General features: G+C 60.7%; 14 protein-coding genes. 7 read left to right on the top strand and 7 right to left on the bottom strand.

Annotated elements, in window-relative coordinates; translation table 11 throughout:
• Positions 1-15: 15 nt before the first annotated feature.
• The 7 genes from ACZ5BO_RS19200 to ACZ5BO_RS19170 all read right to left on the bottom strand — a co-directional run bounded on the left by ACZ5BO_RS19200 (position 16) and on the right by ACZ5BO_RS19170 (position 6580).
• Complete coding sequence (locus tag ACZ5BO_RS19200) at positions 16-975, bottom strand: FecR family protein (RefSeq protein WP_464701322.1); 960 nt, start codon at positions 973-975, stop codon at positions 16-18.
• A gap of 29 nt (positions 976-1004) precedes the next feature.
• Positions 1005-1538, bottom strand: coding sequence for an RNA polymerase sigma factor (locus ACZ5BO_RS19195; RefSeq protein ID WP_025131862.1), 534 nt, complete (start codon positions 1536-1538; stop codon positions 1005-1007).
• 311 nt (positions 1539-1849) lie between these two features.
• Positions 1850-2875: a DUF2931 family protein gene (locus tag ACZ5BO_RS19190; RefSeq protein ID WP_157838131.1), complete on the bottom strand. Its 1026-nt coding sequence runs from the start codon at positions 2873-2875 to the stop codon at positions 1850-1852.
• A gap of 207 nt (positions 2876-3082) precedes the next feature.
• Complete coding sequence (locus ACZ5BO_RS19185) at positions 3083-3736, bottom strand: epoxyqueuosine reductase QueH (protein ID WP_025131860.1); 654 nt, start codon at positions 3734-3736, stop codon at positions 3083-3085.
• 179 nt (positions 3737-3915) lie between these two features.
• Positions 3916-4425: a flavin reductase family protein gene (locus ACZ5BO_RS19180; protein WP_025131859.1), complete on the bottom strand. Its 510-nt coding sequence runs from the start codon at positions 4423-4425 to the stop codon at positions 3916-3918.
• Positions 4426-4540: 115 nt separating this feature from the next.
• Positions 4541-5569: a methionine synthase gene (locus tag ACZ5BO_RS19175; protein ID WP_025131858.1), complete on the bottom strand. Its 1029-nt coding sequence runs from the start codon at positions 5567-5569 to the stop codon at positions 4541-4543.
• A gap of 27 nt (positions 5570-5596) precedes the next feature.
• Positions 5597-6580 carry a DUF1852 domain-containing protein gene (locus tag ACZ5BO_RS19170; protein ID WP_464696132.1) on the bottom strand — a complete coding sequence of 328 codons (984 nt, stop codon included), beginning with the start codon at positions 6578-6580 and terminating at the stop codon, positions 5597-5599.
• A gap of 723 nt (positions 6581-7303) precedes the next feature.
• Here ACZ5BO_RS19170 and ACZ5BO_RS19165 point away from each other — a divergent pair.
• The 7 genes from ACZ5BO_RS19165 (at position 7304) to ACZ5BO_RS19135 (ending at position 15041) form a co-directional block, all read left to right on the top strand.
• On the top strand, positions 7304-7915 hold the full coding sequence (locus ACZ5BO_RS19165; RefSeq protein ID WP_177330334.1) for a transposase: 612 nt from the start codon (positions 7304-7306) through the stop codon (positions 7913-7915).
• Between the two features lie 74 nt (positions 7916-7989).
• Positions 7990-9633, top strand: coding sequence for a ShlB/FhaC/HecB family hemolysin secretion/activation protein (locus ACZ5BO_RS19160; protein WP_371261372.1), 1644 nt, complete (start codon positions 7990-7992; stop codon positions 9631-9633).
• 25 nt (positions 9634-9658) lie between these two features.
• A complete protein-coding gene (locus tag ACZ5BO_RS19155) occupies positions 9659-11476 on the top strand; it encodes a DUF2341 domain-containing protein (RefSeq protein WP_464696130.1) in 1818 nt (605 codons plus the stop codon).
• A gap of 11 nt (positions 11477-11487) precedes the next feature.
• A complete protein-coding gene (locus tag ACZ5BO_RS19150) occupies positions 11488-11913 on the top strand; it encodes an ExbD/TolR family protein (RefSeq protein WP_011061113.1) in 426 nt (141 codons plus the stop codon).
• A 3-nt stretch (positions 11914-11916) separates the two neighbouring features.
• A complete protein-coding gene (locus ACZ5BO_RS19145) occupies positions 11917-12633 on the top strand; it encodes an energy transducer TonB family protein (protein ID WP_464696126.1) in 717 nt (238 codons plus the stop codon).
• 39 nt (positions 12634-12672) lie between these two features.
• Positions 12673-14376: a putative porin gene (locus tag ACZ5BO_RS19140; protein WP_464696124.1), complete on the top strand. Its 1704-nt coding sequence runs from the start codon at positions 12673-12675 to the stop codon at positions 14374-14376.
• Between the two features lie 17 nt (positions 14377-14393).
• On the top strand, positions 14394-15041 hold the full coding sequence (locus ACZ5BO_RS19135) for a hypothetical protein (RefSeq protein WP_025131851.1): 648 nt from the start codon (positions 14394-14396) through the stop codon (positions 15039-15041).
• Positions 15042-15044: the final 3 nt, after the last annotated feature.

The following is a 15044-nucleotide window of genomic DNA, read 5'->3' as shown; positions in this document are numbered from 1 at the left end:
CGGCGAAATACCCCATCAATCGCCACGCAGGACCAGCAGATACGGGGTGTAATGCTCGGCGCGCAAACCCAGGGTGTAGACCAGTGCCTTGAGTACGGCATCCGGTTTGTCGATGTCGAACACACCGGATACCTGCCGATTGCGCAGCTCATCCCCCAGTACCAGGGTGTGGCCCGGCCAGTAGCGGTTCAACTCGGCCACCACCTCGGACAGCGGTTGCTGGCGAAACACCAGTTGGCGCTGGCGCCAGGCCAGACCGACCAGGGGATCGAATCCATGGACCGGGGTCAGGGCCCGGTCCTGATACTCCACGGCACGCCCGGGTTCCAGGTAGACCGGTTCGCCGCTGCCGGCATTGACCTCGACCCGTCCTTCAGCCACCTGCACCTGGGTCTGTTCAGCGCGCCGGGCGACACTGAACTGGGTACCGAGCACTTTCACCCGGCCAGCACCGGACTTGACGACAAAGGGCCGTGTCGGGTCCTTGGTGACCGCGAACCAGGCCTCGCCGCGCAGCAGGCGGATTTGCCGTTCACCATCGCTCATGCGGACCTGTACCGCGCTGTCGGTATTGAGCAGCAGCTCGGAACCGTCGGCGAGCAGCACCCGGCGCTGCTCGCCGGTGCCGGTGGCGTAGTCGGCGCGCAGGCGGTCGAGCCAGGGCGTTTGCACTGCCAGCAGCCCGACCATCAACAGCACCGCAGCAGCGCAAGACCACTGCATCCATTGTCGGGCCGCGGGTTTGCGCCAGCGCGCCTGCTGCTGTTGACGAATGGCCCGCGCGGGGGCGCGCAGGGCGCCAAGCAGCGCCTGGACCTCCTGCCATGCATCCTCCTCGGGCTGCCCTTGAGCCAGCCACAGGGCGAAGGCGTCGAGGTCGCTCGCGCTCACGTCCTCGGCCTGCAGGCGGAAGTACCAGCCCGAAGCCTGAGCAAACAGATCGTCGTCAAGCGACGGCGCAACGGAGTCGGTCATCAGTGATTCCACGGCTACGGGTTCGCGAGTCATGGCCGCGATCCTCGGGAGTCGCCCGCCAGCCGTGCCTGGATATAGGCCCGGCAATCGATCAGCGCGCGACGCAATTGGTATTCGACACTCCGCGGGCTGATGGCCAGACGTTCGGCGATCTCCCGATAGGAATATTCGTCGACATGATAAAGCAGGAAGATCTGCCGGGTGGCCTCGGGCAGGGCGTGAATCGCATCCTGCATCAGGCTTTCGTCCTGATAGGCAGACAGTTGTTCGACCGCCGAGGGGCTGTCGCAGGGCAGTTCTTCGCTGGGCTCGCCGACCTCCAGGCGCTCACGGCGGATGGCCTGGCGCTGATGATCACGCACCAGGTTGCTGGCGATGGTGAAGAGGAAGGCCGGCAGGTTTTCGATCTTTTGGCCGGACTCCAGGCGGGCCAGGCGCAGGAATGATTCCTGTGTCAGGTCGGCGGCCACCTGGGCGCTACCGGTGCGGCGGGTGACGAACGCTTCGAGGGCCTTCTTCTGTTCGGTGAACAGGCGCGCAATCTGCTTATTCCAGGAGGGCACAGCACTACCTTGATCAAGGGGCGTTCGGGAGCGCGCACGCTAGCAGAAGATGCGAGTGATTCGCAATTGATATGTTTTGCGGGGGACGCCGGGGTGGCGCCGTTCAGGGGATGGAGAAGGCGGGGCCCATATGGCAAGAGTCGGGGAGTTACCGGTGATTCCTCAGAGCCTGACGGGCTGGCAAGAGCGCTCCGGACTTGCCGAAGCGCTGCTCGGTGCGGGCGGTTTCATCGCTTTCACGGTTCGGCTTGTTGAGCGGAGGCGGCAAGCGGCGCGACGCAGCCGCTCCTGGGTTCATGAGAAATGCCTGTTCATTCGATTTTACGCGAGAGTCTGATTGTGGCTTTCGTAATCGGCAGTTGTTGATCCGCCGACTTCAATGCCAGAGACAGCCTGGTATTGTCTGAATTGACTTTCATTATGAGGTCGATGTTTGTTTCTTGGCCGAGCTTCTGGAAAATTTCAAACATCTCTTGCTCATCATAAGCGTCAATCCATACGCCATACCTGTTTGCTGCCGCGTCTTGCCAGTAGAAGGCAGTGAACTTGGGGATGGCTCTTTTTTCATATTGATTGTTCAGCAAACTGTCGCCGAAAAGGCTTTCCTGTTCACCATTGAAGGTGTGCATGCCGAAGTCCATCCAGTGACCGCCATCGGGCAACACAACTACCGGCTTCCAAACGTATTTTTCTCGGTATGTGTCATAGACCTCCGCCGCGGGATAGCCTTGGGCTCGTATTTTCTCTCTGATGGCCGGGGTGAAGGTTTTATAAGCAGGGTCGTTCAGCATGCGCTCTGCATAGCCATCCTTGAACATGTACTGTGCATTGCTGTAGGCGTCCTCTGGCTTGATGATGACGCTCTGCGCACTGAATGCGCCGACTTCCTTTTGATTGCCAGGCCCGGACAGCCAAAGCACGACTCGTCCCTTGGGCGCCAGGCCTACTTTAAAAACGCTGTAGGTGTCTTTCTTGTGGGTGTCCTGGTCGATAAAGCCTTGATCAAAGAGGTGTTCGATTCTCTCTTTGTCCAACGCCCATTTGCCGGTATAGAACTTTTTCTCTACCAGGGAGTACCAGGTGAACTCCAGTTGATACGGGGCTGCTTTTTCCCTGGCCCCCACACTCATGGTCCCGCCACCGTTGCCCCAGCCTGTATTCTGGGTGCCCCAGATCGAGTCAAAGGCGAAGCTATAGTCCTTGGAAACTATCGCGCCGCTATAGACTTCCATCGGGTATTCCTGCGGGGCCGATACCGTTCCCGACCAGTCATAGCCTTCTGCGGTACTTGTGTGCTTGCAACCGAGCAACGAGAAACAGCACAGGATGGAAGTCATTATTGTTTTTTGAGTTTTTGCTCGCATGTGCCGTCACCACTTCCTTGTTGATAGGGGGCTTTATTGGCCGGCATTTTACCTGGCTTCAAGTTGAACGGAGGACTGGCCGTCCAGTACCTTTTACCGAGCACTCACAGGTCGAGAATGCCTGCTTAACCGGTGGCACCAGACCCCGCATCAACTCCCTGGAGACAGATTGCGAGGCGATCATTCATCGTCCCCGTAGTATTTGACGCCAATACGGATGATGTCCCGCCCCTGATCCTTGCGATGGTGGTTGGTGTCGCGCAGGGAATAAATGCAACCACAATACTCCTGCTGATAAAAACGTTCGCGCTTGCTGATTTCGATCATCCGTGCCGAGCCGCCACCCTTGCGCCAGTTGTAGTCCCAATAGCTAATTCCAGGATACTTTTGCGCGCTGCGGATGCCACTGTCGGTGATTTGCTTCATGTCTTTCCAGCGTGAGATACCCAGGGAGCTGGAAATCACACTGAAGCCGTTCTCATAGGCGTAAAGCGCCGTACGTTCGAAGCGCATGTCGAAGCACATGGTGCAGCGCACGCCGCGCTCGGGTTCATGTTCCATGCCTCTGGCACGTTCGAACCAGTTGTCTTTATCGTAATCGGCATCGATAAACGGCACTTTGTGATCTTCGGCAAAACGGATGTTCTCGTCCTTGCGCAACAGGTACTCACGCTCCGGGTGGATGTTCGGGTTGTAGAAGAAGAGGGTGTAGTCGATGCCCGAGGCGCTGATCGCCTCCATCACTTCTCCTGAACAGGGCGCGCAGCAGGAGTGCAACAGCAAGCTGTCCGCGCCATTGGGAAGGCTGAGTTGAGGCCTTTTGATGCCTGTCATGGCGGTGTGTCCCGGGAGTAGCGAGCCAAATGAAAAAGCCGAGCACGCGAAAGTGCTCCGGCAGCTTGTAGGCAAAGGCCCCAGGGGGCCTCAAGAGCGGCTCCGATGCCATGAAGCTTCACGGACGGGCAAGACGCTCGATTGATTGCAGTGTCAAAGAGGGGCGCGCCAGTACAGGCTCACACCGCGCCATGGGCGGCGAGGTTGCAGTATTGCCCTTTGAAGTACAGCAATGGCTGCGTAGCAGCGGCTTCTTGCAGGTTCAACGCTTTGACTTCACCAATCACGATCAGGTGATCCCCAGCGGCGTGTTCGGCGTGAATTTCGCAATCGAGCCAGTGCAGGCTGCCGGCAATGATCGGGTTCCCCAACGGTGATTCCTGCCAGTCGACCCCGTGCCACTTGTCCGTGCCTTTGCGTGCGAACTGGTTGGAGATCCGCACCTGTTCACCGGAGAGAATGTTGACTACGAATCGTCCTGCCTGGCGGATTTTGGGATAGCTGGCCGAACTGGACATTACACTGAACGACACCAGTGGTGGGTTCATCGACACGCTATAGAACGACTGGCATGTGAAGCCAATCGGCTCGCCATCAATGTGCGATGTAATCACCGTGATTCCGGAGGCGTAGTGCCCGAGCGCTTGGCGAAAGCTCAATGGCTCGATAGCCGTACTAGGAAGTGACATGGTAGATCCTGAATATTGAGTACCGCTCGAAAATGCCAGGGAAGGCCTGAAGTCGTTCGGTAGTTTTCAATCTACCGCTGTACCTCTTCAGGACACTTCCGGCTTTAGCTGAGTACTAGTTCGAGAGTTCTCTGCGGACGATTTCGGCGCCTGCACTCAATGCCTTCAACTTGCCCCTGGCGACTTGACGAGGCAATGGGGCCATGCCGCAGTTGGTGCAAGGATAGAGTTTGTCGGCATCTACAAACTGCAGGGCTTTTCGCAGGGTAGTGGCCACTTCCTCAGGCGTTTCAATTGCATGGTTTGCCACATCAATGGCCCCTACCATCACTTTTTTACCGCGAATGAGCTCAATGAGATCCATGGGCACATGAGAGTTGTGACATTCCAGCGAGATGATATCGATACTGGATTTTTGCAGCTTGGGGAAAGCCTCTTCATACTGCCGCCACTCTGACCCCAGGGTCTTTTTCCAATCGGTATTGGCCTTGATGCCGTAGCCATAACAAATATGCACGGCCGTTTCACATTTAAGGCCTTCGATTGCCCGCTCCAGGGTGGCCACTCCCCAGTCATTCACCTCGTCAAAGAAGACGTTGAAAGCCGGCTCGTCAAACTGGATGATGTCGACGCCCGCAGCTTCCAACTCCCTGGCTTCTTCATTGAGGATCTTGGCGAATTCCCAGGCGAGCTTTTCGCGACTCTTATAGTGGTTGTCGTACAGCGTATCGATCATGGTCATGGGGCCTGGCAGCGCCCATTTGATGGGTTGTTGGGTTTGCTGACGCAGGAACTTGGCATCTTCGACAAAAACCGGCTTTTGCCGAGCTACAGCCCCCACGACCGTTGGCACACTCGCATCATAGCGATCACGAATCCTGACGGTTTCGCGCTTCTCGAAATCAACCCCGCTCAGGTGCTCGATAAACGTGGTGACAAAGTGTTGGCGCGTTTGTTCACCGTCACTGACGATATCGATGCCTGCTTGTTGTTGCTCTTGCAATGACAAGCGCAGGGCATCCTGCTTGCCCTCGATCAGCTCCTCATCTTGCAGTTTCCAGGGAGACCAGAGTGTCTCGGGTTGTGCAAGCCAAGAGGGTTTAGGCAGGCTGCCAGCAGTTGAAGTGGGCAACAGTTTTTTCATGAAAGATGACCTTGTATTTTTAATGGATCAAAGAGCGTAATCGGCGGACCACTGCTCAAGAACGGCCTGGTAGGGTTTGATGAAGTTTTCTTCAACAAACTTTCCCTGCTCGATAGCCAGGCGACTGCGTTCTTCGCGGTCATAGACAATCAGCGTCAGTGAGTAGTCCTGGTGCTTCAAGCTGGGCTGATAGGACTTTCCTGCCGCTGAGTTCGCATTGTAAATTTCAGGGCGGTAGATCTTCTGGAAGGTGTCCATCGTGCTGATGGTGCTGATCAGTTCAAGGTTGGTGTAATCACCGAGCAAATCGCCGACAAAATAAAAGGCCAAAGGCGCAACGCTGTTCGAAGGCATGAAATAGCGAACTTTCAAGCCCATCTTGTTGAAGTACTCATCAGTCAGAGAGTATTCATCCTGCTGGTATTCCACCCCCAGTACGGGATGTCGGTTTTCAGTCCGGTGATAGGTCTTGCTGCTCGAAACACTCAGGCATATGACCGGTGGCTTGTTGAAGTTTTCTTTATAGGCACTTGAGTTTAAAAAGCATTTGAACAGCTTTGCATGCAGCTCTCCAAAGTTGTCCGGAGTGCTGAAGTTTGCCTGGTCCTTGTTGTGCCCCAACAACACTACGCTAAAGTCGTAGTCTCGCACGTAAGAGGAAAAGTTGTTTCCTGCAATGCCCTCAATACGCTCGTCAGTCCTGCGATCAATGATGTTGGTTTTCAAGATTTCAATCAGCGGGATGGCATTGCCATTCTTTTCACCCTCAATGTCCATCTCCACGGAAATGATTTCAAGTTCGACCGCATAACGGTCGCCCTTGGGGTTGTCCCAGTGCGCCAAGGCGTTGAAACGGTTGTCAATCATTCTCAAGGTCTTGCGCAAGTTCTCTTGGCGACTCTTGCCACGGGCCAGGTTGGCAAAGTTGGTGGTGATGCGGGTGTTTTCCGATGGGTGATAGTTTTCGTCGAAAGAAGTGCTTTTAATGGCGAATGTAAAGTCTTTGTTCATTGTGACTTGGCACCCTGGTAATTTGAGGCGAAATCGGAATTTGTTAGTTGCACCTTTCGGTGTGTTCAAATTCTCTTGTCTGATTTCTGCTCAATGGTATTTATTAATCTGTAATTGAGATGTATTTTATGTCGGGCCATGGATTGAGTGAAAATGAATTGATTTCACTGAATCTTTAGCCGTGTTCATGATGGCTGCAGGGTTGTTTGCGCAAGTTTCTGTCTTGCAGCATTTACTGGGTGATATTGGCTTTTGTGGCGGCCGTTTCATTTGAGGGCGGATAACCCGGCACCTTGAAATCCAGTGGGCCGTTGAACTTTGAGGGGCTCTGCTGCCAACACCGATTGGCGGCTGGCGCAACAGCGCAAGCCACACGCCAGAGTCGATTGCGCATCGCCCGGGTCACGCCTTTTTCATTCTTATCAATGTGAACGAGCTGTTTTCCGTGAGAACCCGCATGCCGGTGAAGGAGGGCGCTCGGGTTGCGCGGGTACCGACCCTGCTCTGTCTCGCCTGCAATCCTGTCTACGCCGATGACGGCCTTCTGCAACACCTCCTCAACTCGCCACCTCCTGCGCCATCCCCAGCCCCTCTCTCTGTGAATGAAGCTTTTATGACAAAAGTTCGGTAGCACATCGCCACGCACGTCTTGGCTATGTAACGCGCTTGAGGGGGCCGCAAGGCCACTTTTTTAAGCCGAGGCGGGACGCCGGGAGTGAGGCTATGGGGACTATGGAACGCTACTCGAAAGTGGGCATGCAGGAGCTGGATCAGCGACTGTCGAAGATCGTTGAGGCCGCGCGCAAGAAGCCGGTGTCGGTCTATCGCTACGGTGCGCCGTGGGTCTGGATCGTGTCCCAGGATGACTGGCAGGGCGCCTTGAAGGAAGTGTCGAGCTATATCCCGCCAGGGCATTCGCTGGTGCTGCTGCGCCCGCAGATCGATGACTTGCTGGATCAGCACCGTCCGCTGTTTCAGGCCCTCGACGCCGAGCCGGGGATGCTGATCGCGCCGCGCACGGTGATGCACATTCTGTTGCTGCAGTTGCTGTATTCGGTGCCCAGCGAGCAGCAGTTGTACGAGCAGCTCAGCTACAACCTGCTGTTCCGCTGGTTCGTCGGCCTGGACCTGAATCAGAAGGTCTGGAGCTTCAACGTCTTGAGCCGCGACATCGCCACGCTGTTGAACAACCCGCGAGCGGTGCAGTTGATCCAGAAAATCATCGGTGAAGTGTTCTGCGGCGCCTTGCTGCAAATGCCGGAGTTCTCCCTGAACTTCGCGTTGCTGCACACCTGGCTGGCCCGCCACGAAACCACCTCGACAGCCAGTAATTGAGTCGGCCAAACGCCGTGCAATCGGCGACGGCCAGGGGCGCCTGGGCGCCAATCTTCGGACATCTAGGGGGCGCTGTGGAGCATCTGTTGAAATCAGGACGGCCGGGCAGTAGTGGGCGCTGGTGGCCATTGTGCGGCTGGCTGACCCTGCTGGCGCTGGTGCCGGCGGTGCAGGCCGAGGAGGGCGAGCCGGTTCCGGCACAGGCCGCTCAGGAGGCGGCGCCGGCGCGGCTGGTGGACGTCAATGAGTACTTCGTGCGCGGCAATACCGTACTCGATGCCCGGGCCATCGAGGAGGCGGTGTATCCGTTTCTCGGGCCGCAGAAGGCCTTGAGCGATATCGAGGGCGCCCGGGATGCCTTGCAGAAGGCCTATCAGGCCAAGGGTTACCAGTCGGTGTTCGTCGAGCTGCCGGAGCAGAAGGTCGAGGACGGCATCGTCTATCTGCAGGTCAGTGAAACCAAGGTCGGCCGGGTGCGGGTGGTCGGGGCCAAGCACTATTCGCCGGTGGATATCCGCGAGCAGGTGCCGGCGCTGAAGGAGGGCCAGGTGCCGGATTTTGCCACGGTGCAGAACCAGCTGTCCGGGCTCAACCGTGGCGCCGGGCGCCAGGTCATGCCGGTGGTGCGCGAGGGCCAGCGCCCGGGGACCATGGACGTCGACCTGCAGGTGGAGGACCAGAACCCCTGGCACGCCAGCGTCGGCCTGAACAACGACTACAGCGCCGACACCGAGAAGCTGCGCAGCGTGGCGACTGTGGGTTACGACAACCTCTGGCAACTGGGCCACAGCGTGTCCCTGACTTTTTTCACCGCCCCCCAGGACACCGATAACGCCAAGGTCTGGTCCGGGTCCTACACCGCACCGCTGAACGAGCGCTGGAGCCTGCAGTTCTCCGGTTATCAGTCGGACAGCAATATCGCCACCATCGGCGGCAGTAACGTGCTGGGCAAGGGCCATTCCTATGGGGTGTCGGCGATCTACAGCCTGCCCACCGCAGGCCAGTGGGCCAACTCGCTGTCGGTGGGGGTGGACTTCAAGGACTTCGACGAAGAGATGCGCTTTGGCCGCAGCAGCGACCAGATTCCGCTGAAGTACGCGCCGCTGACCTTCGGCTACAACGGCTACCGCTACAGCGAGCAGTCGCAGCTGGGCCTGGGCTTGAACCTGGTCATCGGCACCCGGCGCTCCTTCGGCTACGGCAGCGACGCCAAGGAGTTCCAGTACAAGCGCGACGAAGCCAGCGCCAGTTTTTCGGTGCTCAAGGGCGATCTGAACTTCACCTACACCTTTGCCAACGATTGGCAGTCGGCGACCAAGGGCGCGTTCCAGCTGGCCTCGGGGCCCCTGGTGTCCAACGAGCAGTATTCCGCCGGTGGCGCCACGTCGGTGCGCGGCTACCTGGCCGCCGAGCGCACCGGCGACGAGGGCTACCTGCTGTCCCAGGAGCTGCGCACGCCGTCGCTGGCCAAGTTCCTGGGCAGTTATGTGCAGGAGTGGCGCTTCTACGCCTTTGCCGAGGGCGCGCGGATGCGCCTGCACGAACCCCTGGTGGAACAGGAAGACGAGTACAGCCTGGCCAGCGTTGGCCTGGGCACCCGCGCCAGTTTGAGCAAGTGGCTGTCCGGCAGCCTGGACTGGGGCTATCCGCTGCTGGACGGACCCAATACCCAGAAATACGACCCGCGCGTGCACTTCAGTGTGCAGGCGACGTTCTGACGCCTTCTTACGGAGAACCCTTCACATGCAACGCTTATTCCTGAGCCTGTTGATCTGCCTGGGCTTCGTGCTCCCGGCCACGGCCCATGCCTGGTGGCAGGACGACTGGCACTACCGCAAGCAGATCTCGGTGGACACCACGCCCCAGGGCGCCGGCATCAACGAGAACCTGGGGCGCACCGCGCTGCTGGTGCGGCTGCACACCGGCAACTTCACCTTCGACGGGGTCAAGGAAGACGGCGCCGACCTGCGTTTTGTCGCCGCCGATGACAAGACCGTGCTCAACCATCAGATCGAAAGCTTCGATCCGCTGATGGGCATGGCGCTGATCTGGGTCGATGTGCCCCAGGTCCAGGGCGGCCAGCGCCAGGACATCTGGATGTACTACGGCAACCAGAAGGCGCCGAGCACCGCCAATGGCCAGTTGACCTTCGACCCCAGCTACACCGCGATCTATCACTTCGACGGCAGTAACGGAACCCCAGCGAAAGACACCACCGCCTATGGCAACACCGCACAGAACGCAGTGGGTGCCAGCATCGACGGGGTGATCGGCCGCGCCTTGCAGTTCAGCGGCCAGCCGTTGCTGTTGCCGGCCAGCCCGTCGCTGCAGCACAACGCCGGTGGCGCGTTCACCTTCAGCGCCTGGGTGCGCCTGGACCAGGCCAATGGCGAGCAACTGATCCTGGCCCGTCGCGAAGGCGCCGGCAGCCTGCTGGTCGGGGTCAACCAGGGCATGCCTTTCGTTGAAGTGGACGGCCAGCGCGCGGTGTCCACCCAGCCGTTGAACCCGGGCCAGTGGCAGCACCTGGCCCTGAGCGGCGAGGGCAGCAAGCTCGGCCTGTACGTCAACGGCCGGGAAACCGCGACCCTGGCCCAAGCCATCCCGACCTTCAATTCAGTGCTGGCGCTGGGGGCCGACCTGCCGCCGGCGGCCGGGGCCGAGGCCAGTCATTTCCTGCCGTTCACCGGGGCCATGGACGAGGTGCGCCTGTCCAAGGTGGCGCGTACGGCAGCATTGATCCTGGCGGATGCCAGCGCACAGGGCGCCGAATCGAAGCTGGTGGCCTACGGCGTCGATGAGGAACAGTCGGGCTTCGGTTTCGGCAGCCTGGGCTTCCTGCTCAAGGCAGTGCCGGTGGATGCCTGGGTGATCATCCTGGTACTGGTGGGGATGATGATCCAGTCGTGGGTCATCATGCTGCGCAAGAACCGCATGGTCAGCCGGATCAGCGCCGCCAACCAGGTGTTTCGCGAGCAGTTCGCCAAGGTCGGCACGCGCCTGGAGATGTTCGCCGACGACCACGACCTGGCCCAGCGCCTGGTGGATTCCTCGCTGTGGCGCCTGTACCAGGTGGCGGTCAAGGAGATCCGCACCCGCCGCGAGCAGGGCGCCGATACCTCGTCGGTGTCGGCGGCCACCATCGAAGCCATTCGCTGCTCCATGGACGGGGTGCGCACCCGGGAAAACCAGCAGCTCAGTTCCAAGCTCTCGACCCTGTCCAACGCCATTGCCGGCGGCCCCTACATCGGCCTGTTGGGCACGGTACTGGGGATCATGGTGGTGTTCCTCGGCACCGCCATGGCCGGTGACGTCAACATCAATGCCATCGCACCGGGCATGGCCGCGGCCCTGCTGGCCACCGCCATGGGCCTGTTCGTGGCGATCCCGGCGCTGTTTGGCTACAACCGCCTGATCACCCGCAACAAGGAAGTGGGTGCCGACATGCGGGTGTTCGTCGACGAGTTCATCACCCGCCTGGCGGAGCTGCATGGCGAGAGCCAGCACAGCGAAGCCGCGCACTGGCGGGTGGCCCACAGCAACGCGTCGGTTCCGGCCTGAGGAGAACTGCCATGGCTTCCGTGAATGCCTCCCACGATGACGAAGACGACGCAGCGGTGGACAGCATCAACATCACGCCCCTGGTGGACGTGCTGATGGTGGTGCTGGTGATGTTCATCCTCACCGCCACCGCTCAGGTCTCGGGCATCCAGATCCACCTGCCCAAGGCCAGTGCCTCGGTGTCGCTGTCCGAGGCCAAGACCAAGGCGATCTCGGTCAATGACGGCGGCCAGGTGTTCCTCGACGCCTACCCGGTGACCCTGGGCGAGCTGGAAGAGCGCCTGCGCATCGAGAAGGCGCAGAACCCGGATTTCCCGATCATCGTCCGCGGCGACGCCACGGTGCAGTACCAGAAGGTCATCGAAGTCCTCGACCTGCTGCGTCGCCTGGAGTTGTCCCAGGTCGGCCTGGTCACCGGCAAACCGAGCCAGGGCTGAGTCATGACCGCACAACCACCAATCCAGCCACCGCCGGTGCAGCGCAAGCCCGCCCCTCTGCGCCTGTTGAAATGGGGCGCCGGGCTGCTGCTCGGGGCCGTGGCCGCCTGGCTGCTGTGGCAGTGGGCCAATGACATGGCCGGGGTGCGCCGCGAAGCGCCGAAGGTGCCGACCATCATCCCGTTGCCGCCACCACCACCGCCTCCGCCGCCACCGCCGGAAAAACCCAAGGAGCCTGAACCGGTGGAGGAAAAGGTACCCGAGCCCGAACCCACGCCGACCCCGGAAGAGGTCAAGCCCGAGGAGGAGGCGCCGCCTTCGCCGGCGGACGACCTGGCCAACCCGATGCAGATCGACGGCGACGCCCAGTCCGGCAATGACGCCTTCAACATCGGCGCCGGCAAGGGCGGCGGCATGGCCGGTTCCGGCGGTGGCGGCCTGGGCACCGGGACCTACAAGCAGTACCTGGCCTCGATGTTCCAGAAGGTCCTGCGTGATGACCCGGAACTGCGCAAGAAGGCCTATGCGGTGCAGGCCGACCTGTGGCTCGGCGCCGATGGCCAGGTCACCCGTGCCGAGCTGGTGAAGTCCAGCGGCGACGCGCAGATCGATGAACAGGTGCTGGCCGCCTTGCGTGCCACGCCGCGCTTGAAGGAGCGCGTCCCGGCTTCCCTGACCCTGCCGGTGCGCCTGTCCCTGAAGGGCCGGCGTCCGGATTGATCGAACCCCTTTTGCAGTTTCTACAGGAGTTGTGTGCAGATGATTTCCACCGTGAATCGATTGACCCTGGCGCTCGGCATGGTCGCCCTGACCCTGGCCGGACAGGCCGTGGCCGCCGCGGCCGCGCCCTCGGAGAACGCCACGATCAACCTGATCCGTCTGTTGGTGCAGCAGGGGGTACTGAAGCAGGAGCAGGCCGACGGCCTGATCGCCCAGGCCGAGAAGGAAGCCCAGCAGGCCCGCCAGGCCAGCGCCGCAGTTGCCGTGGCAGCCAGCGGGCCCGCCGCGGCACCGGGGGATGTGCGGGTGCAGTACGTGCCGGCGATTGTCCGCGAGCAGATTCGCGATCAGGTCAAGGCCGAGGTCATGGCCACCGCCAAGCAGGAGAACTGGGCCCAGCCCAACACCTTCCCGGACTGGGTGTCGCGCATCAGCTTCGACGGCGATATCCGCCTGCGCAGCGAATCGCGGTTCTTCGACGACAACAACAGCAACGAGCTGGTGGACTACGCCAAGCTCAATGACAACGGCCCCTACGACGTCAACAAGGACACCAACACCCGTCTGCCGCCGCTGCTCAACAGCCGGGAAGACCGTGACAACCTGTTCCGCCTGCGGGCGCGCCTGGGGATGAAGGCAGTGATCACCCCGGAGTGGACCGCGGGTATCCGCATCGGCACCGGCTCGGACAACAACCCGGTGTCCACCACCCAGACCCTGGGCGGCGGGTTCGGCAAGAAGGACATCTGGCTCGACCAGGGCTACCTGACCTGGAAGGCCACCCCGGACCTGACCCTGACCGGCGGGCGCTTCGCCAACCCGTTCTATTCCACCGACATGATGTATTCCAACGACCTGAACTTCGACGGTGTGGCGGCCATCTTCAACCACAAGCTCAACAGCGACTGGGGCCTGTTCGGCACCCTCGGCGCGTTCCCCGTGGAATACACCAACGACACCGCCAGCAGCAACGGCTGGGACAAGGAAGAGAGCGACACCAAGTGGCTGTTCGGCGGGCAGATCGGCGCCAACTGGAAGATCAACCGCAGCAACAGCCTCAAGGGCGCCCTGGCCTACTACCGCTTCGACGACATCGAAGGCCAGCGCTCGAGCCCCTGCGCACCCTGGGCCGGGGCCCCGGGCTGCGACACCGACGGCTCGCGGGTGGCCTTCATGCAGAAGGGCAACAGCGTGTTCCTGCTGCGCAACATCACCCCCAATCCGGCCACGCCGGGCCTGACCCCGCAGCCGCAGTTCGTCGGCCTGGCCTCCAAGTTCGATGTGCTGGACCTGAACCTGGCCTGGGACACTGAATTGCCGGACGACCTGCGCCTGCGCAGCCAGACCAACTTCATTCACAACCTGGCCTACGACAAGGGCGAGATGCTCAAGCGCAGCGAGGGCCAGATCGTCAACAACATCAACCGCGACGGCCAGTTTGAAAGTGGCGGCAATGCGTTGATGGTGCAGTTCACCCTGGGCAACGCCCTGGAGATGAAGAAGGCCGGCGACTGGAACCTGCTGGCCGGCTACAAGTACATCCAGCCCGATGCCTTGCCGGACGGCTTCAACGACTCCTCGTTCCACCTCGGCGGGACCAACGCCAAGGGCTATTTCATCGGCGGCAACTACGGCATCGACAAGAACATCTACGCCAGCGCTCGCTACCTCAATGGCTCGGAAGTCTATGGCCCGCGCTACGAGGTCGACGTCATGCAGCTTGAACTCAACACGCGCTTCTAAGCGCAGGGAGGATCGTTATGAACAGCCGAGCGAGGGCAGGGGCCGCAGGCCTGTTGCTGGTCTGGGGGGCGCTAGCCGCAGGGCCTGCCGCGGCCGAAGGCATGGAAGAGCGCCTGCGTACCCAACTGCGCAGCACCACCCAGCAATTGCAGGCCCTGCAGAGCGAGCAGGCCCAGGCCAGCGCCGCACGGGATGCGGCACAGAGCGCGGCCAAGGACGCCCAGGCCCAGGTCAAGCAGCTTAGCGCCGAGCTGGCCAAGGCCCGCGGCGTGGCCGAGCAGTTGGCTGGCCAGCAGCAGACCCTCCACAGCCAGGCCCAGGCCCAGGCGGCGGCCAGCAGTGAACAGTTGGGCAAGTTCAAGAAGGCCTACGACGATTTGCTGGTACTGGCCCGGGGCAAGGAGGCCGAACGGGCCAGGTTGCAGGCGCAATTGGCCGAACGTGACACACAAGTGCAGCAATGTGCGGTCAAGAATCAACAGATGTACGGCATCGCCAAGGAGATCCTCACGGCCTACGAGAAGATCGACGTGGCCGAGGTGGTGAAGATCCGCCAGCCGTTCGCCGGCAGCGCCCGGGTCAAGTTCGAAGAGCTGGCTCAGGGTTTTGGCGATGAGCTCTACACTAACCAGTTCGATGCGCCGAAGGCGGCGCTCGCTCACTGAACA

The organism is Pseudomonas sp. FFPRI_1, from assembly GCF_055384485.1.
Note: the sequence above shows the minus strand (reverse complement) of the source record. Positions and strands in the feature narration are given on the sequence as shown.

Bases quoted from the DNA above. Each gene is read 5' to 3' on its own strand.
- ACZ5BO_RS19200 (WP_464701322.1), bottom strand. From the start codon at position 975: ATGACCGACTCCGTTGCGCCGTCGCTTGACGACGATCTGTTTGCTCAG.
- ACZ5BO_RS19190 (WP_157838131.1), bottom strand. From the start codon at position 2,875: ATGACTTCCATCCTGTGCTGTTTCTCGTTGCTCGGTTGCAAGCACACA.
- ACZ5BO_RS19185 (WP_025131860.1), bottom strand. From the start codon at position 3,736: ATGACAGGCATCAAAAGGCCTCAACTCAGCCTTCCCAATGGCGCGGAC.
- ACZ5BO_RS19180 (WP_025131859.1), bottom strand. From the start codon at position 4,425: ATGTCACTTCCTAGTACGGCTATCGAGCCATTGAGCTTTCGCCAAGCG.
- ACZ5BO_RS19175 (WP_025131858.1), bottom strand. From the start codon at position 5,569: ATGAAAAAACTGTTGCCCACTTCAACTGCTGGCAGCCTGCCTAAACCC.
- ACZ5BO_RS19170 (WP_464696132.1), bottom strand. From the start codon at position 6,580: ATGAACAAAGACTTTACATTCGCCATTAAAAGCACTTCTTTCGACGAA.
- ACZ5BO_RS19165 (WP_177330334.1), top strand. From the start codon at position 7,304: ATGGGGACTATGGAACGCTACTCGAAAGTGGGCATGCAGGAGCTGGAT.
- ACZ5BO_RS19155 (WP_464696130.1), top strand. From the start codon at position 9,659: ATGCAACGCTTATTCCTGAGCCTGTTGATCTGCCTGGGCTTCGTGCTC.
- ACZ5BO_RS19150 (WP_011061113.1), top strand. From the start codon at position 11,488: ATGGCTTCCGTGAATGCCTCCCACGATGACGAAGACGACGCAGCGGTG.
- ACZ5BO_RS19145 (WP_464696126.1), top strand. From the start codon at position 11,917: ATGACCGCACAACCACCAATCCAGCCACCGCCGGTGCAGCGCAAGCCC.
- ACZ5BO_RS19140 (WP_464696124.1), top strand. From the start codon at position 12,673: ATGATTTCCACCGTGAATCGATTGACCCTGGCGCTCGGCATGGTCGCC.
- ACZ5BO_RS19135 (WP_025131851.1), top strand. From the start codon at position 14,394: ATGAACAGCCGAGCGAGGGCAGGGGCCGCAGGCCTGTTGCTGGTCTGG.